Source organism: Coleofasciculus sp. B1-GNL1-01 (assembly GCF_040220235.1).
Lineage (GTDB): Bacteria > Cyanobacteriota > Cyanobacteriia > Cyanobacteriales > Coleofasciculaceae > Coleofasciculus.
This window is the reverse complement of record NZ_JAVJTO010000112.1, coordinates 39,206-65,008: the sequence shown is the minus strand read 5'-3', so window position 1 is coordinate 65,008 and position 25,803 is coordinate 39,206. Positions and strand designations below refer to the sequence as shown.

Here is a 25,803-nt window from a genome sequence, read left to right as displayed (position 1 = left end):
TAATTTTTCATTAAATCTTTAATTAAGATATATTTTTTTGACAAAGAAAAATTCCTTGGCAATTTAAGACACGTCACTATTTTTCCTCAACGGTGTACTATTCGGATCTACCTTTATCCCTCATAATCGTCCGGATAGTGTGATACCACATCTGCTTCAGGAATCCCCTTTATCCTGTGCGTACTTTTTCCTTGAAGCCCTCTGTCATTTACCTTCTACACCTGTGCAATCCAACTCAACCCCCATCTATCAGCACCTCTTCAAGGGGGCGGCGCGGTGAAGTGGGCATGACTTGAGCATAACCAATCCGTAGTAGTAATAGAGGTTGTGCTTCCTCTAATCCTAAATAGTTCTGGAATTGCTGTCGCACCTCTAACACTTCGCAGGGCATATTAATATGCGCGTGTTTAATAGTTAACGAACTTGCTGTGAGAGCCACACGTTGGAAACTTCGTCCCAGATTTACCCAATGTTTTTTATCATGCTTGTGGGCAATAAATACCATCAGTGCTGAGGAACTCTGAATCAGTTTCTCGCACCGCTTCGCTTCACCTTCTGGAGTGGCTAATACTTTCATCAGGGTTTGACCCAACCAGCGAGGTATCGATACAGACGGAAAACCTAAAGCCGCTGCGATTAAGCCATCCTGATGAGAGGTTATTTCACGCTGATTAAAGCGAATCCAGGAAAGGAGTTCATTAACAAACGCCGGATTATTAAACTGGTGGCGATTCCCTTGTTTAACAAAGTCAGTAATCTGTTCAATGTCGTCAGCTTCCGTAAATAGCCTCAACTGAATCCCGTCTTGAGTATTTGCCTTTTCCAATTCTTGCAAATCTGTCACTGGGATTGCTCGACTATCATAAGCGCAACGAGTGGATTGACGCTGAGGAATAGTGTGGAACAGGGCTGTATCCGCAGGATGGGAATTGGGGTGTAAATGAACGACCAAACAGTCCTGATCAGGAAAATACTCAACATCACCGTTGAAACCGCTATGCTGTGCCGCAATCAATAGATTTTCTAAGGCACAACCTAAACTGATAAACAGCGCATGGTCATCGGGATCTACTATCGGTAGACGACGGGAATAGTCCGGGTAGATACGGATAGTATTGGTATCAATAGAAAATTTCCAGGGTTGGGTGTTGTGACCCGATGGTGCTAAGGTGGCGAGGCGAATCAGTTCTCTGGCTTGTGGCTGAGAAATCATGGTTAAAGTAGTCGGTACAATTAACGTCCAGTGATGAGTGTCGTTATTGTAGTATTGTCATGTTGTAGGTTGGGTTGAGGTAGGAAACCCAACAAACTCTAGGCTCACATCCTTGACTACGAAGTGTGACCAAATAGGCGGTAAATACCTACTAACCAACCGTCAACCGCCACCAGTCACCAGCCACCAGTCAGCCGTCAACACTAAAATTACAATAATGACCCGATCGCAACCTGGGGTCAAGCGATGATTAACACCGCTTGATATCCTCAAGAAACCGAGATACTCCCCACCGCCTCTATGGATGGCAGAATGTTCCAGGCTTGGGCGACAATATCACTAAGCCAGCGTCGTTGTGCCTGATCTAAGACACTATCTTCCGCTAGCACTTCAGCGGTAAGCTCGTCTAAGGACTGTCCTTGAGAACGGGCAATCTGAATGACACCGGCAATTGCCGCTGCCACTAATTCTTCATTCACTGGTTTTTGACGGAGAGCCGCCATTTCTTTGGGACTAACTGGGATGGGATAATTCATGGCGAGTTAACAAAAGCACCCTAATTGACCGAAAATGAGAAGAGTGTAAACTTTTTTTACTAATATTAAACCAATCAGTATCCGGAAGTGTAGCGTATTTTGCTTCAAGTCACCTCCGTCATCTTGCGTAATTCCTCAGCGAATCAGATCACTCCGATGAAAGAACTTCTCTACGTAGAAATACCGAACCCCGATACCGACGCTGTTCGCACCTGGTTGCAGCAGGACTGGTACTTTGAGCTGGGGAAGAAAACTCTAACCCTGGATGGTATCCTGGTACAAATTGAACATGCGTCTTCAGCCAATTCATCTACACCGATTTGCGTCCCGATTCCGGAAATCTCCATTTTTGTTTGGTCGGTGCAGCGAACCACCTACTTGAAAGCCTTTCGCTGTTGCGATCGCGCGATCGCGGGAGAACGGCAATTACTCCAGAAGCTGACAGGGGACTTACGCCGTCAGTTTCCCTATCGCTATCCTGAACCCCCAGAGGTCGATTTATCGCAACAGTCGATCTTTGAGGCGCTAGCACCCTATTATCCCCAGACGGTTCATTTCTTCCAAAAAATGCCCAAAGGGGAATATGACCTCAACCGCGTCTATTGGTGGGAAAAACGATGGCGCGAAGGGGTGCGGAATCCACAGCAGCCTAAACAGGTTGTGTTTAAGACAACCGAGGAACCAACACAGCTTCGAGGACACAGCTACTCCAATTCCACCTATGACCTGATTTACATCGGTGGCGCTCTGGGAGTCATTCACGCCGCTGTGATGGCACAACGGGGGTATCGAGTCCTACTGGTAGAACGGTTACCCTTTGGGCGCATGAACCGAGAATGGAATATTTCCCGGGCTGAGTTTCAGAGTCTCATCGATTTGGGGTTATTTACGCCCGATGAGTTTGAAGCCATGATCGCCAGAGAATATATTGATGGCTTCAACAAATTCTTTGATGGCAACAATCCTCCTCATCTAAAAGCACCTGTATTACATACACCAACTGTACTGAATGTGGCAATTGATTCAGAGAAATTGTTACAATTATGTGGAGAAAAGTTACAAAAAGCGGGCGGCGACATCTGGGATGAGACGGAGTTTATCCGGGCAGAGATCACGCCAGAAGAAGTTGTCGTCAGTCTACAGCATTTGCCCAGCCAAACCCCCCGACAAGCCAGAGGACGACTTTTAGTCGATGCCATGGGCACAGCTTCCCCCATCGCTTGGCAACTGAATGGGGGCAGGGCGTTTGATAGCGTCTGCCCCACCGTCGGTGCAGTGATTGCCAGTGGGTTTGAGCCAGGGGTGTGGGATTCTAACTATGGAGACGTTCTCAATAGCCACGGCGACATTTCCCGGGGACGGCAGTTGATTTGGGAACTGTTTCCGGGGGCGGGGGAGGACTTGACGATCTATTTGTTCCATTACCATCAGGTGCATCCTGAGAACCCTGGCTCTTTATTAGAAATGTATGAAGACTTTTTTACAATTCTGCCGGAGTACCGCCGCTGCGACATGGAAAAATTGGTGTGGAAGAAACCAACATTCGGCTATATTCCTGGACACTTTAGCATAAGCAGTCGCGATCGCACGGTGGCGTTTGATCGGCTGGTTGCCATTGGGGATGCGGCTTCGCTGCAATCACCTCTAGTGTTTACGGGATTTGGTTCCCTGGTGCGTAACCTGTATCGGTTAACCGACTTACTCGATACCGCTCTACGCCATAATCTCCTAACTGCCAAAGATTTAAACCAAATTCGCGCTCATCAAAGCAATGTTGCGGTCACCTGGCTCTTTTCCAAAGGCATGATGGTACCAACCGGGCGTCATTTGCCTCCCCAACGGGTTAATGCCATGCTGAATACTTTCTTTGGGCTTTTAGCGGATGAACCGCCAGAGGTTGCTGATACGTTTATTAAAGATCGTTTTGATTGGTTAACCTTCAACCGACTGGCATTAAAAGCAGCCAGACGTAATCCTGCCCTGATTTTTTGGATTTGGGACATGGCAGGGGCAAAGGATTTCTTACGCTGGATGGGTAGTTACTTCACGTTTACTCGCCATGCTGTGGTGAGTGGGTTACTTAAGGGATGGTTCCCTAATCTGATTCGCCGCTTACAACCGTGGATTGAGCCGCGTTATCCAGCACTATGGTTACGACTGTTAGCCCAACGTTATGCCATGACATCGGGGATGGAACATCCGGAATGGGTGCAGCGTGAAGCACCAAATCAGGATGAATTAGTGACCCATTCGGGTCAAAAGAAAGCCTTTGATTCTTAAGGGTTCAACCCATGTAAATCTTACCCTACAATAGGGGCTGCTGAATAAGTCTTGTGGTGGGGTAGGAAGCAGGGCTGCAGGGGAAGCTCAAACAGATTCTCGGCTTAGTTAGGGAGTTTGTCCTACTGGCAATTGCCCAAACTATTGCCAACGCAATGCAGCTTAAAGTTCATCAAATGAATCAAGCTAAAGTCTCCCGCCTTCAAAATTGATGAACCTGAGCAATAAGTAAATTGTCTACGACGCCTACGTGAACTGCTGACTCAGCACGACAGGGTTGTGAACCGTGATTTTTTTCTTTTGAATAGAAATCATTTGATCCGTTCGCAGATCCCCCAGTAGACGAGTGACGGTTACTCGTGTAGAGCCAATCGCTTCCGCGATCGCTTGATGGGACAGCTTCAAGTCAATGGTAATCCCATCCTTACCAGGGACACCGAAGTCACGGCAGAGAATCAATAAAAAACTGACCAAGCGAGATCCCATATCCCGGTGAGCTAATGTCTCGATCATCATTTCCGTCTGTAAAATCCGCGAGGACAGTCCCTGGAGCATCAACATGGATAGCTCTGGGTTGTCCTTGAGCGCTTGCTCTACCTGGTCAATCGGAGCTGAAAGCAGTTCAACCGGGGTAAACGCCACCGCATGGTAAAACCGATCAGAGCGGTGACCTGTAATCAATGACAATACCCCAAAGACACTATTTTCCCGCAACAAGGCAACTGTAATTTCTTCACCCGCCTCATATACCCGGGAAAGCTTCACAGCGCCTTTCATGAGAAAGTAGACCCGTTCGGCAGGATCTCCTGGGAAAAAAATAGTTTTGCCCCGTTCAAAGGTTTCAATAACGGGAGGAAATGAGCTTCCGCCGATTTGACGGAACACAGCTGCTAACGGTCTATCTTGCATTACGACCATACCTATTACCCTTGCGCCAAAGCCTTACTGACTTCCTGTAAGTGATTGCCGATGAAGCTTGAGACTCCAAAATCGGCTCAATGAACGATCCCTATATTGTATTCAAGAATACTTAATCTGAGTCCCAATAGGTTTTTTGTACCAATTGTTACATAATGAGGTGAGATGTCAACGGACACCTGATGAATTGAGTTGATAGCTAACGGTTTGGCGTTATCATACAACGAACATCGCCCAAACACGGTTATTCTTTAACGAATTGTTTTATTGTCTTGAAGAATTAAGATACCTATGCTGAATTTGACTGGAAAGAATGCCCTAGTGACTGGGATTGCCAACAATCGATCAATCGCCTGGGGCATTGCCCAACAGTTGCACCAAGCGGGTGCTGAGTTGGGAGTCACCTATTTACCCGATGAGAAGGGACGCTTCGAGAAGAAAGTCAGAGACTTGGTAGAACCCCTACAACCCAGTGTATTCTTACCCTGTAACGTCCAGGATGATGCTCAAATCGACGCCACCTTTGAGGCGATTGAGAAGCAGTGGGGCAAACTGGATATTCTCATCCATTGTCTTGCCTTTGCCAACAAAGAGGACTTATCGGGAGAATTTAGCCAAACCTCGCGCCAAGGGTTTACCACAGCCTTAGAAATTAGTACCTATTCCCTCACGCGATTAGCCGCTGCTGCTAAACCCTTAATGAAGGAGGGAGGAAGTATTGTCACCATGACCTATCTTGGCGGCGTGAAAGTGATCCCCAATTACAATGTCATGGGGATTGCCAAGTCAGGATTGGAGATGAGCGTCCGTTACCTCGCCGCCGAATTGGGACCGAGTAATATTCGGGTCAATGCGATTTCCGCAGGTCCAATCCGCACCCTAGCCTCTTCAGCCGTGGGCGGCATCTTGGATATGATTCATCATGTGGAACAGGTAGCACCCCTACGGCGAACCGTTACCCAGCTAGAAGTCGGCAATACCGCCACCTTCTTATCGAGTGATCTCGCCAGTGGGATCACGGGTCAGGTTTTATATGTCGATGCTGGATATGAAATCATGGGTATGTAATTGGATGCCTCGGTCAAGAAACCGGGTTTCTTTGGGTGAAACTTGATATTTCTGTCATCTTCACGAGAAACCCGGTTTCTCATAATACTTGACCGACGATCTAGGCATCAGCATTGAAAGGAATGATGTTGGAGCAACTCATCAAATATTTTGTCTATAAGACAAAAGGGCATATCACAAAAACACAGCTCGTTAATTTTTTATATTTGGCTGATCTTTATACGGTTAAATGGACAGGAAAGCAGCTTACTCAATTAAACTGGTGTTACTACCACCATAGTCCCTGGCATGAAGATATAGACGCAGCTCTCAGTCAAATGGACGGGAAAGAGATTGCCCAGAAAGCTGAAGGCAGGATCACCTTTATTAGACTAGGTATAGAAGCAGAGATCACAACTGATATAAATTTACCTTTGGGTCTAAAACTAATGCTTGATAACATTAGAAGAGAGTGGGCTAGTGCAGCAAAATTTGAACAGTTATTAGATTATGTACAGAATACGGCTCCAATGCTGGAAATGAGGCAAATCCATAAAGCCGAAGAAAAAGTTAAGCTCAATTTAAACGCCGAACGAGAAAAATTGGTGCGTGAGTTAGGATTGTAAAATGGCTGGACAAAAACCTCGGCAAGGATGGATCTACTTGATTAATCCTTCTCGTGTTTCTTTGCGCTGTAAGCAGGGTCATGTTCATATTTATGATTTAAAAGAACCCAGTCAGATCGAGTGTAATCATGAATATTGTACAGAAAAGCTTAATGCTAGTCGAATTTTGAGAGGCAGTCATCCTCACCTTGTTTGGACAAGTGAGCAATTTAGAAATAACTCGAATGACATACAGACATTTGCCATTATTCCATTGAGTTCACAAGAGATATACAAGGGTTTACCAACGGTTTACCCGATTAACCCAACTCAAAGGAATGAGCTTGATACTGAATATTATGCTTTAATACATCAAATATACACTGTTGATGGTAACTGTTTTAAAGATTCTAACCATCATTGGTTGAAGCGCATAGGACAGTTAGATAAATCAGACAAAGAGGCTATAGAGAAACGATTACAATATTTTTTGGTAATACAAGATAATCCTGATGGGGACTGGTTTTCCCAAAATGCCTCTCCAGAGTTGACTAAAAAGGTATTCTATCAGTTATCTGAAGATGAGCGAAACAACCTCATCGATGAATTTCTAGGTTTTTGATAAAACACCAGCACTCTCAAATCTTATTTGACCTCCCTGCCTTAAGCTCTGCGATGGACGAGGATTCTTCCTTTATCGGGTAAGTTTGCTAATCTGATGCTCTCATAGCACAGTCAATTCATAGTCAAAAAAACAGCAGGAACACCAAAAAACTGGCACATACGGTAATGTGACAGTTAATTAGTTATTGGCTGAAACCCTAGTCGAATAAGAATACTGGAGTTTCTTGTTTAACGAGCACGGAGGGATTTGAACCCCCGACACCCAGAACCGGAATCTGGTGCTCTATCCACTGAGCTACGCGCCCCTGTGTGTAACAGCGTTTCAAAGGAAACACACTGACACAAATCAGATTATAACGTTGATTTGGAAAAAACGGCAATCTGTGCCGAATAAAAAATTTCCCTGCCTATGGCTCAGACTAAATCCGGGTTAACTACCCCCATGTTGAGCTTACTTTTCACGGGATCTGGAAAACCTCTCTCTGAACCTCTCCCTAGCCTTCTCCTACAGCACTTTCTAACACGGTGTAGTACAGTCACTCTAGGACAACTCTGTTCTGCTCTTGTTTGGGTGTATCACATCGAGTCTGAAAACGCTGTACAAGGAGAGGGAAGCGGAATATATTTTTTTATATTGGAGAGGCTTTGAATTCTCCCTCTTCATGAAGCATTCTTTGGTCTCCCCCATGGAACAAAAAGCGAAGCCTCCTCTGGCTTCCCCGTGCAAAAAAAGCGAAGCATCCTTTGGCTTCCCCCTTTTGAAGGGCAGGGCTAATTCCGCAGTGATGAGAGAAAATTAGGGCGACCAGGATAAGCGCGTACACTAAATCTTGCAACCATGTTTAATCGAGTCATTTGCTTGCTATGAAGGTCAATCTCCACCGAAGCCTTAACCCAAGTGCCAGACTTTCGCGCTAAAAGAGGACGACAGAACCTTTGTGGTAATAAGCTCCTAGGTGAGTGCTAGTGGAAAGAGCGATCGCGTTGTTGAGCCAAACCCTAGAACCTTTGTGGCAACAAGCTCCTCAGCCAGTGTTAGTGGAAAGAGCGATCGCGTAAAGTAACTATAGCAATCCTAAATAGGACGCAACAAGTGAAGGGCTGGAAACCCTTATCTGGTCTACCTTACACGCTTATGCAGCAAGCCCTACATATAGCAGTAGACACATCGATTAGGACTTTCGGCACCATTGTAGAGACGCGCCATGGCGCGTCTCTACATAACATAAATGATGTGTCCTAACCGCTATGGCGGTTGCTATAAATCCTCAAAAATAAAGCGACGCCTTTTGAACAAGGAGCGTCGCTTTTGATGATTAGAAACAGAGGCTAGCCTCTGGCTAACCCCTAATCCTAACCTGCTATTTCGTTTCCGAGAATTCAGCGTCGATGACATCATCACCACCACCGGATTCACCACCGGGAGCCGCACCGGGTTCTGGACCACCTGCACCACCAGGAGCCGCACCGGGTTCTGGACCACCCGCTTGTTGATACAAGTTAGCACTGATGCTGTAGAGTGCTTGTTGCAATTCTGTGGTCAGCGTCTTGATCTTCTCATCGTCTTCTTGAGACACGGCATCTCGCAGATCTTTGATCAAGCCTTCAACCTTAGTCTTGTCTTCTGCTGGGACTTTATCACCCAATTCATTAAGCTGCTTCTCCGCTTGATAGGTGAGCGAATCGGCTTGGTTCTTGCGATCGATTTTCTCACGCCGCTCTTTGTCCGCCGCTGCATTGGCTTCAGCTTCCTGAACCATGCGATCAACGTCTTCACTGGGTAGAGTAGATGCGCCTGTAATGCTAATCGATTGCTCTTTACCCGTACCTTTATCCTTGGCGGTAACGTTCAGGATACCATTGGCGTCAATATCAAAGGTAACTTCAATTTGGGGAACGCCGCGTGGTGCAGGGGGAATCCCATCCAGACGGAACGTACCCAGACTCTTGTTATCGCCAGACATTTCCCGTTCACCTTGGAGAACGTGGATTTCGACGTTAGTTTGACCATCCACAGCCGTGGAGAAGGTTTCTGACTTCTTGGTAGGAATGGTGGTGTTACGGGGGATAATCTTGGTCATCACACCGCCCAAGGTTTCCACACCCAAGGATAGAGGGGTAACATCAAGGAGCAGAATGTCTTTCACTTCACCCGCCAAGACACCCGCTTGAATTGCTGCACCAATTGCAACCACTTCATCCGGGTTTACCGTTTGGTTGGGATCTTTACCCAATACCCGCTTAACCACCTCTTGTACCGCCGGCATCCGGGTAGAACCCCCGACTAAGACAATCTCATTGATGGCACTCTTGTCAATTTTGGCATCACGTACCGCATTCTCAACCGGGATGCGGCACCGATCAATTAAGTCTGCACAGAGTTCTTCAAACTTCGCCCGAGTCAAGGTCATATCCAGGTGCTTGGGACCTTCCTGGGTAGCGGTAATAAAGGGGAGGTTAATTTCGGCTTGGGTAACGCTGGAGAGTTCAATCTTGGCTTTCTCCGCTGCTTCCGTTAACCGTTGCAGGGCTTGCTTGTCTTTGCGTAAGTCAATTCCTTCGGATTTCTGGAATTCAGCGGCGAGGTAATCAACAATTTTCTTATCGAAGTCGTCACCACCTAAGTGAGTGTCACCAGAGGTAGATAATACTTCAAAGACACCATCACCGACTTCTAGGATGGATACGTCAAAGGTTCCACCACCCAGGTCAAAGACTAAAATTGTTTCGTTGCTCTTCTTGTCTAAACCGTAGGCGAGAGAAGCCGCTGTGGGTTCGTTAATAATCCGCAACACCTCAACGCCAGCAATCTTACCCGCGTCTTTTGTGGCTTGACGCTGGGAGTCATTGAAGTACGCCGGAACCGTAATCACGGCTTGAGTCACCGTTTCGCCCAGGTACTTACTGGCGTCATCGACGAGCTTCCGTAGCACTTGAGCCGAAATCTCTTCCGGTGCAAACTGTTTGCCTTGAGAGGGACAATCTAGTTTAACGTTATCGCCAACTTTGAGGACTTTATAAGAGACTTCGGTAGCTTCATTGGTCACTTCGCTATGTCTACGCCCAATGAAGCGTTTGACCGAGTAGAACGTATTTTCCGGGTTCATCACCGCCTGACGTTTGGCGATTTGACCCACGAGGCGATCGCCATTTTTGGCATACGCCACAACTGAAGGGGTTGTACGTCCACCTTCTGCGTTAGCAATCACGGTGGGTTTACCCCCTTCCATAACGGCTACGCAGGAGTTTGTTGTACCTAAATCAATTCCAACTACTTTTGCCATAAGAGTGTTCCAAGTTCGCTTAACTACAAATACTGGTGAAGTCGGGGAGCGTGACTGTTGAACCAAAATCTAGTTCAATCAGCAGCCAATGTGAGCTTCAATATCATTGGTTCGGCTACCAATCTCTATACTGAACGCGGTTAGCCTGTCTCATGAAGGGGGGGTTCCCGAACCTGAGATGGGACGGTTCGATCTGGTGATTGCTCGTTCCAGTCGCTATCCCAATTACCAATCATCAACCATGAACTTCGTGCTGATTTCTTGCGCTGTGTCTAATGTAAGAAACTCTATGGACTAAAGGTTTGGGGCGAACCGTAACGAATCAGTTGTGTTTGCCGTCTGTTAGTCTGTTGAGGTATCTGCTCCCTGTCTTTGCTGGCAAACCTTGGTCTTAAGCACAACCCAGGAATCAGTGGTTAAGCACTTGATTTTTACCAAAATATCGGACTATTATATAAGATTATTTGAGAACCAATCCTCGATTTTTTGTCTCCTAGGGAGCTTCTAAATAGCCGATTTCTGGATAAATCCTGCTTACAGTTGTACGGAAAAAAGGAATTTTGTGTCTAGTAGAATCTTGTGGAGTTAACGGCGGTTAGCAAATTTCATCATCCAAGTGATTAAATCGGGAAACCATCGATAGGTTTGGGTGGCGATAACTGTCGGTCCAACCACAACCTCTGAACGCTGCTCCTGGAGAGCGTCCCAAATCCCTTGGGCAATGTCCTCGGGTTGACTCACCAGCGGCGATTGTAAAACCTGATTCATTTGTTGACGGCGAGACTCGGCTTCAGAGTCATCCTCACCCCGAAACATCGCCCGTTCCATAAAGCTGCTTTTAATGACGCCGGGATGAACGGCGCTGACAAAGATACCTTTAGGTTCTAATTCTAAGCGTAGGGATTCAGTCAAACCTGTAACGGCATACTTACTAGCACAATACGCCGTCATTTCAGGTAAGGGCATTTTGCCACCAAAAGAACCGACGTTAACAATTGAGCCAGTTTTTCGGGTTAGGAAATGGGGTAATACTGCCTCTATGGTGTAGACATAGCCAAAGAAATTGGTATCCATAAGCTGATGCCAATCACTTAACTCTGTCTTTTCCACCGATCCAGTCAAGCAGATCCCTGCATTATTGATCAGGACATCAATTTGGCTATAGTGTGACAGTGCCTTATCCACCAATTCTTGCACCTGTTCGGGGTTTGTGACATCAGTGGAAATAGCCAAGGCGTCGCCTCCCTGGGCGCGAATGTCTTGGGCTACCGCCTCTAATCGCTCAGGTTGGCGGGCAGCGAGAACCACGGAATAGCCGTTTTGGGCAAATAGATGGGCAGTGGCTTTACCGCTACCTTGAGACGCGCCAGTAATCAGAACAGTGGAAGCCATAGGCACCGAATGAGTAAGTTCATCTGTTTTTGATTGTGCCAAAACTTGACCCGATAGTGTTGGCTGGCGTCACTCAAGTTAGCGATCGCGATAAGTCATCAGTCCATTGTAGGGGCGGGTTTAGGAACTGAAGTTAGCTATTCACAAATAAATGAACCACAAAACCCGCCCTGATTAAATGCAGAACGTTCTCAACGTAATGAATCACTTAATTGAATAAGCCAAGCAATCTTCACAGTAAAGATTACCTGGCTCATAAATATCAAAACATTTTCGTTGACTGACTGGGCGATCGCTCAAAAACCGGACTGTAATCCTAAAGCAATCAACGCTAACAGCCCGCCTGTCAAATAAAACGCCCCCACAATTTGGGTTTCTGACCAACCGCTTAATTCTAAATGGTTATGAAACGGTGACATTTTAAACAGCCGTTTGCCCACCCCAGCCTCATCTTTGGTGGCTTTGTAATAAGCAACTTGAGCAATCACTGAGATTGATTCCCAACAGAAAATGCCACTGAGAACAAATAAACACCAGAGATTCTGACTCAATAATCCTACTGCCGCGAGAGCGCCACCTAAAGCCAGGGAACCCGTATCTCCCATAAACACAGCAGCGGGGTGGCGATTATGCACGACAAACCCCAGACAACTGCCACTGAGACAAGCACAGAACACCATTAAACCCGGTGACGTTGGGGCAACGATCGCTGCCAATGCCAAAAGCGCGATCGCACAGGTTCCCCCAGCCAATCCATCCACCCCATCAGTCAGATTCGTGGCATTGCTTTCCGCCGCCAGCACAAACAGCGCCAGGGGCCAGAACAGTAATCCTAAGGGTAAAACGATACCAAACGGGAGTGCGATCGCGGTAATACTAATCGGTTGACTTGCTGCCAGCCAGATACAAAACATCAACCCCACGCTGATCTGTAGTGCCAATTTCAGGCGAGGGGAAATGCCTTTATTAGAACGGCGGCGGATAATTTGCCAATCATCCAACCAGCCAATCATCCCATAAGCCAGGGTCACAACGGATACAACCAGGACATTAACAAACTCTTGCCCTGCTAGTGCCAATCCCGACCAAACTAGAGCAACCATTACTGCCACAGGTACAAAAAACACCCCACCCATGGTAGGAGTTCCAGCTTTTTGTAAATGAGTTTGGGGTCCATCCTCCCGGACAATCTGCCCCATTTTCAGGGTTTGCAGAAAGGGGACAACCCAATACCCCAGTGCTGCCGTCACCACAGCACAAATCAACAGGGGTAAGGTCATGGAAACTCCGGCGAACAGGGAGCGTTCCCCCAACCCATCTAGAATCAATGACCCCAGACTCAAACCAACGGCTAGTAACGTCAAGAGGCTGGAACCCGTTAAATTAAACGACCGCCCAGAAGTTAATTTTGCGTCTATCACGGACAAAACATCCCTTTATCGAACTTCCTCACACACAATCAGACGCATGGCGTCTTGGCGATTCCCGTGTGACCCACGGCACTGATGGGAATCGTAACATCAATAGGGTACTTGCAATCAATCCTTCAAGCAAATTTACTTATTGTTGCCCGATGATTCATCACGATCGCTAACGATAGAGCAACTAATAGCGGAAAACTGCCGCGATCGGTGATTGAGCGGGGACACGCTCGGATTCTACAGCAAAAACTGTGCCACCATTCAAAACCGTATAAACGGCTGCTAAATCCAATAAATCTTGGTCACCAGCCTGGTGTTGCTCATGTAGCTGCACCGTGTTGCTCTGTGGGTCAAAGTTACCCCACTGCTGATGGTCTACGGCGACAAACAACGAATCAATGCGTTGATTATAAGCCGCCGGCACTACTTCTTTCAGGGCATCAGAGGCTTGTTCCTGATTATTTCCAGAAAATTCTCTGAAGCGGTCAATTGCGTCTTTCTCTGCCTGTTGAAATTTCGGCTGCACGATTGCCCAGGCTTGAGTATGGAGTTCTTCGGGCTTCGAGAGTTCGGGATTACCCGTAATGCCTTCGTCCAAAAGATGAGGGTAGGAATTCACTCGTTTATAAATCGGCAGGAGATAGTCTACCCCCGCTAACACTAGCGGAACTGTCTCATCTGGTAGAAACTCTTGTATCCCTTGATTCACTTGGCTGAAAAAACGGATGATCTGATTTTCTTGATCTTCATCCACACCTCGTCCATGCATAGTTCCCGGATCTGAACCGGGTAATCCACCCGGAGAATAGGTTTCAGAGGACATCAACTGAGTCTGATTTTCCGAATCCTCATACTGTAGTACACTCATCAGACTTTCAGGCAGATTTTCAATATTCTCAGGCTGAATTTCCCGAATGCGATCGCGCCCTCCCACTAAGAGTCGTACTTGGTTTTGACTCAGTGCCAAGATATAGAAACACCCATCACCCGTCAGCAGTGGCATTAGTGGCTTGAGGTGAAATTGGTCACTAACCACGACTAACTCGTCAAAATCAAGGGGTAGACGGTAATAGCGAAAGAAATTGGGAGCAATGAACAGGGCAAGTCCCTGATTCTGATGACGCCAAAACTCATCGCGTTCCAACTCTTGAGCGCTGTTGAGCAGTTCTTGGGCATCGGATGGGCGCATACCCTTCTCAACCAACTGGGCTTCGGCTTTTCCCCGGAGATTCTTGAAGCGAATGGGGTCTTGTTGAATTTCTGGACCCGCCGTATGGGTGGGCATAAATATAGAAACACACAATCCTTCTGGCTGTTTAACCAGGGTTTTGAGTTCTTCTCTCGATAGTAATGGCATGAAGTTGAACTCCTCTTTTCTCTTCAATTGAAAAAATTAAACGAACAGGCAAGATAGCCAGCTAACCCTAATGGTTAGAGGCTAAATCTCTGACGATTTTTTGGGTTAGGCTGCACTACAAGCCCAAAAGCCTAAGCTTGCCTGCCTTCATTTCAACGAAGATAGTCTGTTCAATACATCTGCCTTACGATAGGAAAGTTATCAGGACTGATGCACTTAAGGTTATTGGTTGAGACAGGGTGTAGGGTATGGGGTCTGGGGTGGTAAGGATTTGGGTTTCCGGCGAATCCAGCTAAAATTGCGCCATTACACAAACAAAGTGGGAGCATGTCAGGGACAGCACAAAATGTTCCAGTTAACCAAGGGAGTTGGGTTTCGTTTCTCAACCCAACCTACTCTCGTTGACATGCACGCGACAAAGTCCGCCTAGGACATCGGTCAAGAAACCGGGTTTCTTTGGCTCGGTTGATATGGCGTTGTCATCCTAACGAGAAACCCGGTTTCTAGCCATACTTGACTGACGCTTTAGCCTACAAGCTAAAACGGACTAACAAACACAGACAGTTCACACGCTACCAAATGTAGGAATTGGGCTATTCGTCGGACGACCAAAACTGGGTAGGTCAACATGAGTGATATTGCGATTCCTGACAGCTAGTCGATAGCTGACACTTTGCAACTCCGCATGAAGTTGGCGATTCTCTCGTTGTAATCGGCTCACCTTTTCTCTCACTGGTGCCATGCGTTCAGCAAACTTCTGGCGATAAATTTGGGGTAGCTCCTGAACCACCTGCTCTAACATGCGAGAGCGATCCGTTAATTCTTGCACAGACTGGCGCAACTGATAAATTTCTTGATCACGAGTCGTAATCTGCTCTTGGTAAAATCTGACTTGCTGCTCCACATCTTGCAACTGTTCTCGCAAGACTCGCATTTGGGCTTGATGACGCTCAGAAACCTCGGCTGGCGGTTTGAAGTTCGCATTGCCTTTAACCAAGCGAAATAGCTCTTGAGAGAGTTGCTGCACGAGCTGATCTCTCAGATGTAACTCTTCCCGAAGCCGAGACACTTCAGTTTGTAGCGCTGGTAGGGTTTGGGTTTCAGTCGCGTTCACGATAGCTTACAGCTCCAATACAATAGGGACTTCCAATAGCAGAAGACGATGGGCAACGTCGCTCGGTGATGTGATTACCCTGTAGGAGGATGATATCACTACTAAGGTTATGCTTGACACGTTAACTCCAAAATAGTCATTTGTCATTGGTCATTGGTGGTTGGGGATGAGTAAGTTCCTCTTGCACCAATTGCGCTAACTTTTGGGCGGCACCTGATTCACCTCGGACTGACCGTAGGCGCGATCGCATGTCTTCTAGTTTTTGGGGATGCTCTAAATACTCAAGTACCAATTGTGCCACATCCTGAGGTTTCAGTTGACCCACGACTTCTGGGACAATTTCCGCTTTTGCCCAAATATTGGGCCACGCAAATAGGCGTCCTTGTCGCAGAATCAGCCAATTAATCAGTTTGGCAAAGCTTGTTCCTACCCCCGGTAACCGGGCTAACAATCCGGGTAATCCATCCCAAGCCCGCATCGCATCCAGTTGCTGAGTGGGTAATAAGACGATCATTGGTACACCGAGGGAACCTAATTCCGCCGTATTCGCTCCCACTGTGGTTAAACACAGACAGCATTGCGATAATATCTCATGGGCGGGAAATTCGGTTATAAGTTCTACCGTTACACCACTCGCCATTTTGAGTATTGAGTGTCGGGGCGGGTTTAGGGAATTTTGTTTCGCGATTGATGATAACTTGGGTTCAAAACCCGCCCTGAATAATGTAGAGACTTCGCTCAAAGAAACCTGGTTTTGAGTGTAGGGGCGGGTTTCACTACTATCGTTCTCTGTCACCTTGATGTGGCTAAACCCGCCCTCATCTTCACCATCTAGCATCACCAATCTCGCCGCCCCCCATCCTAATTTCTGAATCAGGGGATTTTCTTGGGGATCAGCAAAACGGGCTAGCGTGGGTAAATCCAAGGTTGGTGCAACAGGAATCAAAAAACGGGTTTGAGGTCTAACGTTGTGAATGTGTTCAGCAATCGCTAACCCTAATGGTACTCCCTGAATCAATTTGGCAGGTTTTGACCCTGGAAGTAAACCAATCCATTCAATTGGGGAAGTGTTAAGTGTTGACCCTTCGCTTCGCTCGAAGGGAACCTGGTTTTGATCCTTCTCTTCTCCTTCACTTCCTTCGAGGACAGGGTTTTGAGTTAACGCCCTCTGCTTCCCCAGCTCCCTCTGCTCCCCCTGCTCCCCCTGCTCCCTCTGCTTCCCCTGCTCCCCCAGCTCCCCCTGCTTCCCCTGCTCCCCCTGCTCCCCCTGCTCCCCCAGCTCCCCCAGCTCCCCCAGCTCCCCCTGCTTCCCCAGCTCCCCCAGCTCCTCTGCTCCCTTACTCCCTCTCGCCACATCTGCCATTAAATCTCCAACTACCGTTAACTTGTGGCGATATTTTTTCGGGGCTTTGGCGATAATATCGGGTTTCATCACCCCGAACCGATCAATCCAGCGATGCCAACGGGCATCCCATTCGGCATAAACAACAGTACGATATTTTAAGCGAGAACCAATAACGACAGGAAAAAACTGATCGCCGCCTAAGAATACCACCACGCCGCGATCGCGCCAGTCCCAATTTTCGGCAGTTTTCCCCCAAAGTAAAAAGGGAAAGAAATGCTCTGCCCCTTGCACTCGGTCTACTTCGGGGTAGGATTGAACAATCTGGGCTTCTTTGCCTGTAGCATTGGGACAAGGAGACAGAATCACCGAGATGCGGACAAAGGCGCGATCGCATCCTAGCTGCTGGCGCAAGGCTTTGACCACAGGACGTACCCAGGTGGTGACTTCTCCCGGACCATTGGAGAGAATTAAAATGTCAGCATTGGTCATTGGTCATTGGTCATTGGTCATTGGTCATTTGTCAGGAAATATTACCCTTTTATCTGTCATTGGTCACTCCAATCCCACAATAGAATTCGCCAACCTTAGCAAAAATCAGCCAAATCAGTGAGTGCTATTCGTTTTGATCAAGTTCATCTCCAATTTCCCGGGACGCCCCAACCTGCGGTAAATGGTGTAACCTGCGACATTGAAGCGGGTCAACTGGTCGTTATTTTAGGTCCATCGGGATGTGGTAAAACCACAGTTCTCAAGATGGTCAATCGATTGTATGAACCCACATCCGGTGCGATTTATCTGGATGGGGTTAACATCCGCAAAATGAAAGTCACGACGCTGCGTCAGCAAATTGGCTACGTGATTCAACAGTCGGGCTTATTTCCTCATCAGACGGTGGCAGAAAATATTGCCGTTGTTCCCAAGCTTTTAGGATGGTCACGCTCAAAATACCAGTCTCGCGTTGATGAGTTATTGACGCTGGTCGAACTACCCCCTCAAGTTTACCGGAATCGTTACCCGGCACAGTTATCCGGTGGACAGCAGCAGCGTGTTGGCGTGGCGCGGGCGTTGGCTGGTGATCCGAAGTTAATGCTAATGGATGAACCTTTTGGTGCCATTGATGCGATTACCCGCCAATCTTTGCAAGACGAAATCTTACGAATTCAGCGTCAACTGCATAAAACGATTCTTTTTGTCTCCCATGATGTGGAGGAAGCGCTGCGTCTGGGGGACAAGATTATGATTTTACAAAAGGGTGAAATTGTCCAATTTGATACGCCGTTAAATATTTTGACGCACCCGGCTAATGATTTTGTCCGGGAGTTAATGGGTGCCGATGATCTGTTGCGTCAGTTAAGTTTACAGCGGGTGGAGGTGGCAATGCAGCCAGTTTCTCCAGATTATCAGCATCAGGATAATCGTGCGATCGCACCTGACGAGAATTTGCGTCAAGCTTTATCCCTCCTCTTACAGACAGGAACTCAGAGATTGCCTGTCATGGATGAAGGAAAGGTAATTGGTGTGTTAACCCTGGAGACGATTCAAAAAGCCGCTAAAATGGGTCAAACTTGATAGCCAGTCATCTGTCTTATTCGGGGTTTCGGAAAATACCCACTAGGCAAAAAAATAGTGTTACATAGTTTTTGGAATTATCCAATTTAAGATATTACTATGAACAACTCGTCTTTTTTTGATGAACAAAAGGAACAATCACTCGTTAAAGCCAGAATAGTTGAGAAATACTTTTGGGCATGGGCAAAAGTTATCATCGGATTTTTGAAACAAAAAGAACAAAAGCAAAAGTCAAAGTCAAAGAAGCTGAAACTTGCTTATATTGACTTGTTTGCCGGTCCTGGTCGATATCAAGATGGTTCCGAATCGACACCGTTGCGTGTACTGGAAACTGCTATTCGAGAACCAGATTTTAGAGAACGCTTGATAACGCTTTTTAATGATGCTGATGCAAATAATACACAGTCACTCCAGAACAATATTCAGTCAATTCACAATATCAATAAACTAAAAAATAAACCCATTGTTATAAACCATGAAATTGGTGAAGAGATAGTTCAGAGGTTTGAACAAGTTAAATTGGTTCCCACTCTATTTTTTGTCGATCCATGGGGATATAAAGGATTGTCATTACAACTGATTAATTCTGTAGTTAAGAATTGGGGCTGTGACTGTATATTTTTCTTTAACTACAACCGGATTAATATGGGATTAGGTAACGATGCCGTAAAAAATCATATAAATGCTCTATTTGGCGAAGAACGTGCGTCAGAACTTCGAGAAAAATTGCAGATACTAAAGCCAGCCAACAAAGAAATCGCTATTGTCGAAGAAATTTGTGAAGCGTTAAAAGACATGGGTGGAGAGTATGTGCTTCCTTTCCGTTTTCGACATGAAAATGGCAACCGTACTAGCCATCATCTAATTTTTGTCAGTAAGCATGTAAGAGGTTATGAGATTATGAAAGAGATTATGGCAAAGGAAAGTTCGACAACAGAGCAAGGTGTTCCATCTTTTGAGTATAATCCGGCAACAAAATTCCAACCTTTACTTTTTGAACTTTCACGTCCACTGGATGAACTCACAGATATGTTATTAGATGAGTTTGCCGGTCAAACAATGACGATGATAGAGGTTTATCAAAGACATCATATTGGTAAAGGGTACATCAAGAAAAATTACAAAGATGCTCTTCTAAAACTAGAGGCTAAAGGCAAAATTACAGCAGAACCATCTAAGCGCCGGAAAAACACATTTGCCGATACAGTACGAGTTACTTTTCCACCAATTTAAGTTGTTTGGTAGACTGATGACGAGATACAGGGATATCTTTTCGCCATTGCTGTTGGTGTTGTTTCCAAGCTAATGGCATTTCATCCCAAATCTTGCCATCCAGTTCTCTTCCTCCAGCTTTTGGTGTTCTACCCCCCCACTGTTTAAAGAAAAAAGGAACATTATTTCTCTCACATTGATCACGAATACTTTGCGCCCACTCTAACTTCATCGGACGATATCTATTTCCCGATTCGCCACCCACAATAACCCAATGAATATCCGTTAAATTAAGATGTAAATCACCGAGAAGTGGTTCACAAGAGAGAAAACGCACATTGGCTGGAACTTGTCGCAGGGAATCAACCCGATGAACATAGTCCTGATTTTCAACCGATACCCCCATCCAAATATTGTTATGCCATTCTAACTGAGACGCTAATTCAACTAAACGTTCATGTCGTTTGGTCAAAATTTGATAGATATGCTGCGGCGTTTGACCCATCACATCAAACACGTCTTTGAGAAATCCGATAGGCACGTCTTCGTGAAAAAGATCACTCATAGAGTTGACAAAAATGCGACTTGGCTTGCGCCAACGCAAGGGTTCTTTTATGCGTTCCCGATGCAGGGTTAAATCAAATCCATTGGGAAAATTCTGATGAAACCGTTTAGTTAGTGCTTCTGCATAACAATGGGTACAACCTGGACTAACTTTGTTGCAACCAGTTGTGGGGTTCCATGTTCGGTCTGTCCACTCGATACCTGTATGAGTGCTAGCCATATTCTCAGTCTACCCCTAACATTAATAGTCTTTCCTTTGCTTATTTATAGTACCGATGTATTGTAAACTTGTCCAGAGTTATGTGATTTAACTTTTGCCTGTTAATATTTGATAAGTTGCACCCGTTATAATAAAGGTTTGTAAACTGCTGTAAGGTAGCGGTATTAATCGATAAAAACTTTCATAGATGGTGCGTTAAATTTCAGTCTTTTTATCCTGAAATTTGGCTGAAGCGGTGCTGAAATTTATTTTTTGATCATTAACTGCTATGATTCAATTTAAATTCTAAAGACCTATGTGGCTATTTCAAGACTTTCACCCCCTAGCTGCGATCGCCACAACGCCTACCGCCGCCAAAACCCTACAGCCTCTGTGTCATACAGCCGGGGCGACGTTGCCGATGAAACTGAAGTTCCCCCAGACAAAAAATCAAAACTGCCCCACCGTGAGGCTTTCCGCGATTTTTTAGACGTTTGGCGAGACCTTCGGCGAGCGCTCAGTCGAGTCGCGCTCAGACGTTCGGCGATGCTCAGTCGAGCCGTCGAGCCGCCGCTCTACTTATGTATGATCGCTGAAACCTTGATTTGGCGTTGGTTTCAACCGATCTCTTGTCATATTACCAAAATACCGCGTTGGCGGAGCCTGTTCCGAAGGAACGTATCGCGGTATTTTGGTAAAGTTTACATGGGTACAGTTTTTGAGAGCTTAATCGCTCAAATCACTACGGAATAAGGCTTTAGCCTAGGTGTAGTACATCCGCACGGGGGGCTTCAGTTGAATAAGTTATGGGAAGATGAGGGAGATGGGGAAGATGTTAGCTGTTGGCATTATTTCTGCCTTCTTGTACTAGAAACTATACCGTTCTTCTGCCCAAGGTTCACCTCGGCGGTGGTAACCATTACGTTCCCAGAACCCTGATTCCTCGTGGTCAAGAAACTCTAAGCCATTAATCCATTTAGCACTTTTCCAAGCGTAAAGGTGGGGAACCACTAAGCGCAGAGGACCGCCATGTTCTGGGGGTAAGGGTTCGCCAAGCAGAGTATGGGCAAAAAAGTTATCCTCACGCACAAACTCGTCTAGTGTCAGATTAGTGGTATAGCCGCCATAGCAATGTTGCATAACATGGGTGGTTTTAGGGTCGAGTTCCACCTGACTCATAAAGTCAGTTACCCTGATCCCCGTCCATTGCACATCCAGTTTTGACCAACGGGTCACACAATGGAAATCCTTGGTGAAATCATGTTGAGGCATTGCCATCATATCTGACCAACGCCAGGTCTTGGGTGTAGCCAAACCCCAAACCCGAAATTCCCAGTCATCAATGTTAACGTCGGGAGTCTCACCATAAGTTAGAACCGGGAAGCCCTTGGTCAGGTATTGACCTGGAGGAACGCGATCGCTCTGTTCTGGTTCTGGTTTATGGAAAAATTTTCCGATCATAGTTCAACTATAAAATTTAGGACTTCTCACCGTGTCTAGATAACCATCCCGACCTAGCTAGAGTGTAGAGACGTATCAGGCTACGTCTCTACTCCCCCATCTTCCCTCCCTGAACGCAGGTGTTCACAAACTCCTGCTACCCTACACTAGGCTTCTTCTTCTTCGTCTTCTTCAGTCGGATAGACAAACGTCGAACGTCCACTCAAAACTGCCTTACCCAGAGAGAGGGCTTTCTCCGCTTCCAATGATGCCTTGCGTCTCCAGTTAGCTCTACGTTTGTCTCGTTTTGACTTTGATGTTTTCTTCTTGGGTACAGCCATGGTTGTCAGTTAGCGAATTTTGCACAGCCTTTCCATTGTATGCCATGAAGCCAAGTTGACATCCTCTGATGAATAAGCGTTTTTCTTCACGATTGCATAAGACACACCGAGCGTGTTACCGAGCGCAGTTCGACTAGGCTCACTGACCATCGAGGTAAGCGTTCGACTAAACTTCGACAGGCTCAGTTGCCGCGCTCACGCCGAAGTCCGAGGTGTTGCCTATTGCAAGAAAGCCTAGCGCGTAGCGCTATACCTCACCTAGCCTGGCGGAAGCGACTTGGCTGAAATGTTAGACTGAGTAAGCCAATGTAAAGATTGGACAAAGATTGGGAATAGACCTAGACACAGGGATAGAAAACCTATCAAAATATATTTAGTGTAAAACAATTCTTTTGAGCCTTCGACGATGCTCAGGGCAGACTTTTGATTTATGACTAAGGGCGGGTTTTATTGAGAAGTTATCGGTTTGAGGCTCTCTTAAACGGCTTACACCTGCCTCTACACTATAAATTTTGATTTCCAAGGTAGCATTACTAGGCTATGTAAATGAATCTGCCACTCATTTAATCGTTCACTTACTCTTTAACTTATGTTTTCCATCTACATTCTGACCCATAACGAGGAAATAGATATTGCGGCTTGCATTGAATCAGCCCAGCTATCGGATGATGTCATAGTAGTAGATTCCTACAGCACAGACCGTACTGTAGAAATTGCCTCCCGCTACCCCGTTCGTGTCGTGCAACATCAGTTTGAGAGTCATGGCAAGCAACGAACCTGGATGCTAGAAGCGATTCCCACAAAGTATCAATGGGTTTATATCTTAGAAGCAGATGAGCGAATGACTCCTCAACTGTTTCAAGAGTGTTTAGCGGCAATAAAACACCCAGATGCGGTTGGCTATTATGTAGCAGAACGAGTAATGTTTATGGGGAAATGGATTCGCCACAGCACCCAGTATCCTCGTTACCAAATGCGTCTTTTCCAAAAAGGAAAGGTTTGGTTCACAGACTACGGTCACACGGAACGGGAAGTTTGTAATGGAGCAACCAGTTTTCTACAAGAAACCTATCCCCACTATACCTGTAGTAAAGGCTTGAGTCGTTGGATAGAGAAGCACAATCGCTACTCCACCGATGAAGCGGCTGAGACAGTCCGTCAGTTAGAACAGGGAAATGTCAATTGGTGGAACTTATTCTTTGGTCGATCAGAAGTTGAACGGCGTCGAGCGCTCAAAGATTTATCCCTACGTTTACCTTTTAGACCCCTGTTACGGTGGATTTATATGTACTTCTTCCTGGGTGGTTGTCTGGATGGCAAAGCAGGAATGGCTTGGTGTACCTTACAAGCGTTTTATGAATACTTAATTTTGCTGAAAGTCCAAGAAAGGAAGCAAATGCCACCCTCTCATCTGTCGCCAGCTCATCCAATGACTGTCTTATCAGATGTTAAGGCTTCTGAGGTCTCTAATAATTATCATCTACCTCCGATGGAACGGAAATTAGCCTCCACCATTAAACCTTAAGATCAAGGTAGACATACACCATCTTTGGTATTTAGTCAAAAATATATCAATAAACTATTCTCCGTCTAGAGATTATATATCGATTCGGAGAATAGTAAATTTTTTTATGTGGGGATGCAAGGCTTGCATTGGTGTCAAGGTAAGCTCAAAAATCTGCAATATAGCACTACGCATTAAGGTTAGGACAATACAATTGGGTGAAAAGGCAACAGGCAACAGGCAATAGGCAACAGGGGAATGTCCTAACGTATCCCCGTAGGGCTATACCTTGGTTTGACCTCTCCCTAGGGTTTGACCTCTCCCTAGCCCTCCCCTGCGAAGGGAGGGAAGCGGAATATATTTTTAGTTAAGTTATCGGTTTGGCGCCATCAGTTATCTGTCAAACCCGCCCCTACACCCCCTGCTTCCCCTGCTCCCCCTACGTTTCATCTTAGTTTCATAAAGTTACTCAAAAGCATGAAGACTTGATGATCTTCCTTCATTTCTACTGACATCTAGTCAGTTTGTTGAATAAGATAAAAACAACTGAGCAAAGGTTAGATTCAACATCTAACACAACGGACTTAGTTAAGAGTCATACCTAAAACTCAGAGTTCCTTACACAGTTGAATTTTACAGATGAATACTCAAACTTTTTCTCGCATAAGACAATTGGTAGCTCCCTTATCAATTGCGGCGACGATGGTACTAGGGATATCTGCCCAGGCTAATGCAATTGATCTCGGCATCGCTTCTGACTACAATATATTTGTGCTAGGCGATGTGAATCAAAGCAATACTGATTCTGAGGGTAAGGTAGCTATTGGCGGAAATGTCAAATTATCAGATTTTTATGCGGGAATGGAACTCCCGACAGACGGAAACAACGGTGATGTCTTGATTGTTGGTAAAAATTTAGTCTTTCAAAATGGTCAAGTTAGAGGCAATGCAGTTTACGGAGAAACAGGAGAACTTACTAATGTAACTCTTGAGCATGGGGGAACGCTTCGCCAAGATAATCCCATTGACTTCGCTGCAGCTAGTCAAGAATTACAAGCATTATCTCAATTTTTAGGAGGATTAGAGGCTACGGGTCAAACAGAAATAGCTTATGGTGGAATTACATTAACGGGTTCAGATGAAGATCAGAATGTATTTCATCTAAATGCGTCGGATTTAAGCAATGCTAGCAGCTTCAATTTTAATGTAGATTCGGGTTCGACTACCATTGTAAATATTAGTGGAGACGCCGCATCATTACAAAACTTTGGCTTCAATTTCAATGGTGGTATTGATCAGAGACAGAACGTTATCTACAACTTCTATGAAGCTAGGGATCTGTCAGCCAGTGGCATCGGAATAGAAGGCAGTATTTTGGCACCTTTCGCTGCGTTTAACTTTGACAACGGTCAAATTAACGGCAACTTAATTACTGCTTCGCTAACGGGAGGGGGACAATCGAATAACTATCTCTTCAACGGTGATTTACCTGACCCAATCAGTGAAACGGTTCCTGAACCCGCAACATTAGCTGGACTAGGATTAGTCGCTGCTTTAGGAGTTGCTTCTCGCCGTAAAGGTAAGCGGAAAGTCTAAGCCGGTCAAACGTGAGTTCAGCAATTGGTGCGATAACCAACACGATAGTTTCATCGCACCTCAGTGACTCCAACCTAACCTAAGTCCATTTTTTCATGCACTCCTCACACTATCGTCCCTGACTTAATCCTTTAGGTCAGGGATTTTCGTATGAGACTCCTAAGGAGAGGGCGACCCGATTTCACTAAATGGACTGGTGTCGTTAATTAAGCTAGGCGGGTCGCCCCTACAGGGGAAATACT

Annotated in this window: 22 protein-coding genes and 1 tRNA gene; 10 read left to right on the top strand and 13 right to left on the bottom strand. The window is 46.0% G+C overall.

Annotation, left to right across the window (positions count from 1 at the left end; genetic code table 11):
• Positions 1-235: 235 nt before the first annotated feature.
• Complete coding sequence (locus RID53_RS27825; protein WP_446391179.1) at positions 236-1,213, bottom strand: Acg family FMN-binding oxidoreductase; 978 nt, start codon at positions 1,211-1,213, stop codon at positions 236-238.
• A 269-nt stretch (positions 1,214-1,482) separates the two neighbouring features.
• Positions 1,483-1,749 (bottom strand): hypothetical protein, encoded by a 267-nt coding sequence (locus RID53_RS27820; RefSeq protein ID WP_446391178.1) that lies wholly within the window; start codon positions 1,747-1,749, stop codon positions 1,483-1,485.
• A 156-nt stretch (positions 1,750-1,905) separates the two neighbouring features.
• On the opposite strand from RID53_RS27820, the gene RID53_RS27815 reads away from it, so the two are divergent.
• Entirely contained in the window at positions 1,906-4,029 is a 2,124-nt protein-coding gene (locus RID53_RS27815) for an NAD(P)/FAD-dependent oxidoreductase (RefSeq protein ID WP_446391177.1), read from the top strand.
• Positions 4,030-4,275: 246 nt separating this feature from the next.
• On the opposite strand, the gene ntcA is transcribed toward RID53_RS27815, so the two are convergent.
• The gene (gene ntcA, locus RID53_RS27810) at positions 4,276-4,947 is read right to left on the bottom strand and encodes a global nitrogen regulator NtcA (RefSeq protein ID WP_446341422.1); all 672 of its coding nucleotides are present in this window, start codon (positions 4,945-4,947) and stop codon (positions 4,276-4,278) included.
• A 291-nt stretch (positions 4,948-5,238) separates the two neighbouring features.
• On the opposite strand from ntcA, the gene fabI reads away from it, so the two are divergent.
• The 3 genes from fabI (at position 5,239) to RID53_RS27795 (ending at position 7,221) form a co-directional block, all read left to right on the top strand.
• On the top strand, positions 5,239-6,015 hold the full coding sequence (gene fabI, locus RID53_RS27805; RefSeq protein WP_446351965.1) for an enoyl-ACP reductase FabI: 777 nt from the start codon (positions 5,239-5,241) through the stop codon (positions 6,013-6,015).
• Between the two features lie 125 nt (positions 6,016-6,140).
• The gene (locus RID53_RS27800; protein WP_446391204.1) at positions 6,141-6,620 is read left to right on the top strand and encodes a type II toxin-antitoxin system antitoxin SocA domain-containing protein; all 480 of its coding nucleotides are present in this window, start codon (positions 6,141-6,143) and stop codon (positions 6,618-6,620) included.
• Position 6,621: 1 nt separating this feature from the next.
• The gene (locus RID53_RS27795) at positions 6,622-7,221 is read left to right on the top strand and encodes a type II toxin-antitoxin system PemK/MazF family toxin (protein WP_446391176.1); all 600 of its coding nucleotides are present in this window, start codon (positions 6,622-6,624) and stop codon (positions 7,219-7,221) included.
• Positions 7,222-7,455: 234 nt separating this feature from the next.
• On the opposite strand, the gene RID53_RS27790 is transcribed toward RID53_RS27795, so the two are convergent.
• The 7 genes from RID53_RS27790 to RID53_RS27760 all read right to left on the bottom strand — a co-directional run bounded on the left by RID53_RS27790 (position 7,456) and on the right by RID53_RS27760 (position 17,625).
• Positions 7,456-7,528, bottom strand: a tRNA-Arg gene (locus RID53_RS27790).
• A 1,056-nt stretch (positions 7,529-8,584) separates the two neighbouring features.
• A complete protein-coding gene (gene dnaK / locus RID53_RS27785) occupies positions 8,585-10,507 on the bottom strand; it encodes a molecular chaperone DnaK (protein WP_446391175.1) in 1,923 nt (640 codons plus the stop codon).
• 585 nt (positions 10,508-11,092) lie between these two features.
• Complete coding sequence (locus tag RID53_RS27780) at positions 11,093-11,899, bottom strand: SDR family NAD(P)-dependent oxidoreductase (RefSeq protein ID WP_446391174.1); 807 nt, start codon at positions 11,897-11,899, stop codon at positions 11,093-11,095.
• Positions 11,900-12,195: 296 nt separating this feature from the next.
• Positions 12,196-13,317: a phospho-N-acetylmuramoyl-pentapeptide-transferase gene (mraY, locus tag RID53_RS27775; RefSeq protein WP_446391203.1), complete on the bottom strand. Its 1,122-nt coding sequence runs from the start codon at positions 13,315-13,317 to the stop codon at positions 12,196-12,198.
• 187 nt (positions 13,318-13,504) lie between these two features.
• Entirely contained in the window at positions 13,505-14,677 is a 1,173-nt protein-coding gene (locus tag RID53_RS27770; protein WP_446391173.1) for a baeRF3 domain-containing protein, read from the bottom strand.
• A gap of 565 nt (positions 14,678-15,242) precedes the next feature.
• Positions 15,243-15,791 carry an Npun_F5560 family protein gene (locus RID53_RS27765; RefSeq protein WP_446391172.1) on the bottom strand — a complete coding sequence of 183 codons (549 nt, stop codon included), beginning with the start codon at positions 15,789-15,791 and terminating at the stop codon, positions 15,243-15,245.
• Positions 15,792-15,927: 136 nt separating this feature from the next.
• A complete protein-coding gene (locus RID53_RS27760; protein WP_446391171.1) occupies positions 15,928-17,625 on the bottom strand; it encodes a lipid-A-disaccharide synthase in 1,698 nt (565 codons plus the stop codon).
• Between RID53_RS27760 and RID53_RS27755 the strand changes: the two genes are divergently transcribed.
• The 3 genes from RID53_RS27755 (at position 17,609) to RID53_RS27745 (ending at position 19,938) form a co-directional block, all read left to right on the top strand.
• A complete protein-coding gene (locus tag RID53_RS27755; RefSeq protein ID WP_446391170.1) occupies positions 17,609-17,746 on the top strand; it encodes a hypothetical protein in 138 nt (45 codons plus the stop codon). The two genes, RID53_RS27760 and RID53_RS27755, sit on opposite strands and share 17 nt — an antisense overlap.
• Positions 17,743-18,705, top strand: coding sequence for an ABC transporter ATP-binding protein (locus tag RID53_RS27750; RefSeq protein ID WP_446391169.1), 963 nt, complete (start codon positions 17,743-17,745; stop codon positions 18,703-18,705). The genes RID53_RS27755 and RID53_RS27750 overlap by 4 nt, the downstream gene beginning before the upstream one ends.
• A 99-nt stretch (positions 18,706-18,804) precedes the next feature.
• Complete coding sequence (locus tag RID53_RS27745) at positions 18,805-19,938, top strand: three-Cys-motif partner protein TcmP (RefSeq protein ID WP_446391168.1); 1,134 nt, start codon at positions 18,805-18,807, stop codon at positions 19,936-19,938.
• Here RID53_RS27745 and RID53_RS27740 read toward each other — a convergent pair.
• Positions 19,919-20,701: a DUF5131 family protein gene (locus RID53_RS27740; protein ID WP_446391167.1), complete on the bottom strand. Its 783-nt coding sequence runs from the start codon at positions 20,699-20,701 to the stop codon at positions 19,919-19,921. The genes RID53_RS27745 and RID53_RS27740 overlap by 20 nt on opposite strands.
• Before the next feature lie 295 nt (positions 20,702-20,996).
• Here RID53_RS27740 and RID53_RS27735 point away from each other — a divergent pair, with 295 nt between their 5' ends.
• Positions 20,997-21,170 carry a hypothetical protein gene (locus tag RID53_RS27735; protein ID WP_446391166.1) on the top strand — a complete coding sequence of 58 codons (174 nt, stop codon included), beginning with the start codon at positions 20,997-20,999 and terminating at the stop codon, positions 21,168-21,170.
• 377 nt (positions 21,171-21,547) lie between these two features.
• On the opposite strand, the gene RID53_RS27730 is transcribed toward RID53_RS27735, so the two are convergent.
• A complete protein-coding gene (locus RID53_RS27730; protein WP_446391165.1) occupies positions 21,548-22,141 on the bottom strand; it encodes a sulfite oxidase-like oxidoreductase in 594 nt (197 codons plus the stop codon).
• 146 nt (positions 22,142-22,287) lie between these two features.
• Entirely contained in the window at positions 22,288-22,461 is a 174-nt protein-coding gene (gene rpmF / locus RID53_RS27725) for a 50S ribosomal protein L32 (RefSeq protein ID WP_446391164.1), read from the bottom strand.
• A 589-nt stretch (positions 22,462-23,050) separates the two neighbouring features.
• Here rpmF and RID53_RS27720 point away from each other — a divergent pair.
• A complete protein-coding gene (locus RID53_RS27720) occupies positions 23,051-23,986 on the top strand; it encodes a glycosyltransferase family 2 protein (RefSeq protein WP_446391163.1) in 936 nt (311 codons plus the stop codon).
• A gap of 618 nt (positions 23,987-24,604) precedes the next feature.
• Positions 24,605-25,561 carry a choice-of-anchor A family protein gene (locus RID53_RS27715; RefSeq protein WP_446391162.1) on the top strand — a complete coding sequence of 319 codons (957 nt, stop codon included), beginning with the start codon at positions 24,605-24,607 and terminating at the stop codon, positions 25,559-25,561.
• Positions 25,562-25,803: the final 242 nt, after the last annotated feature.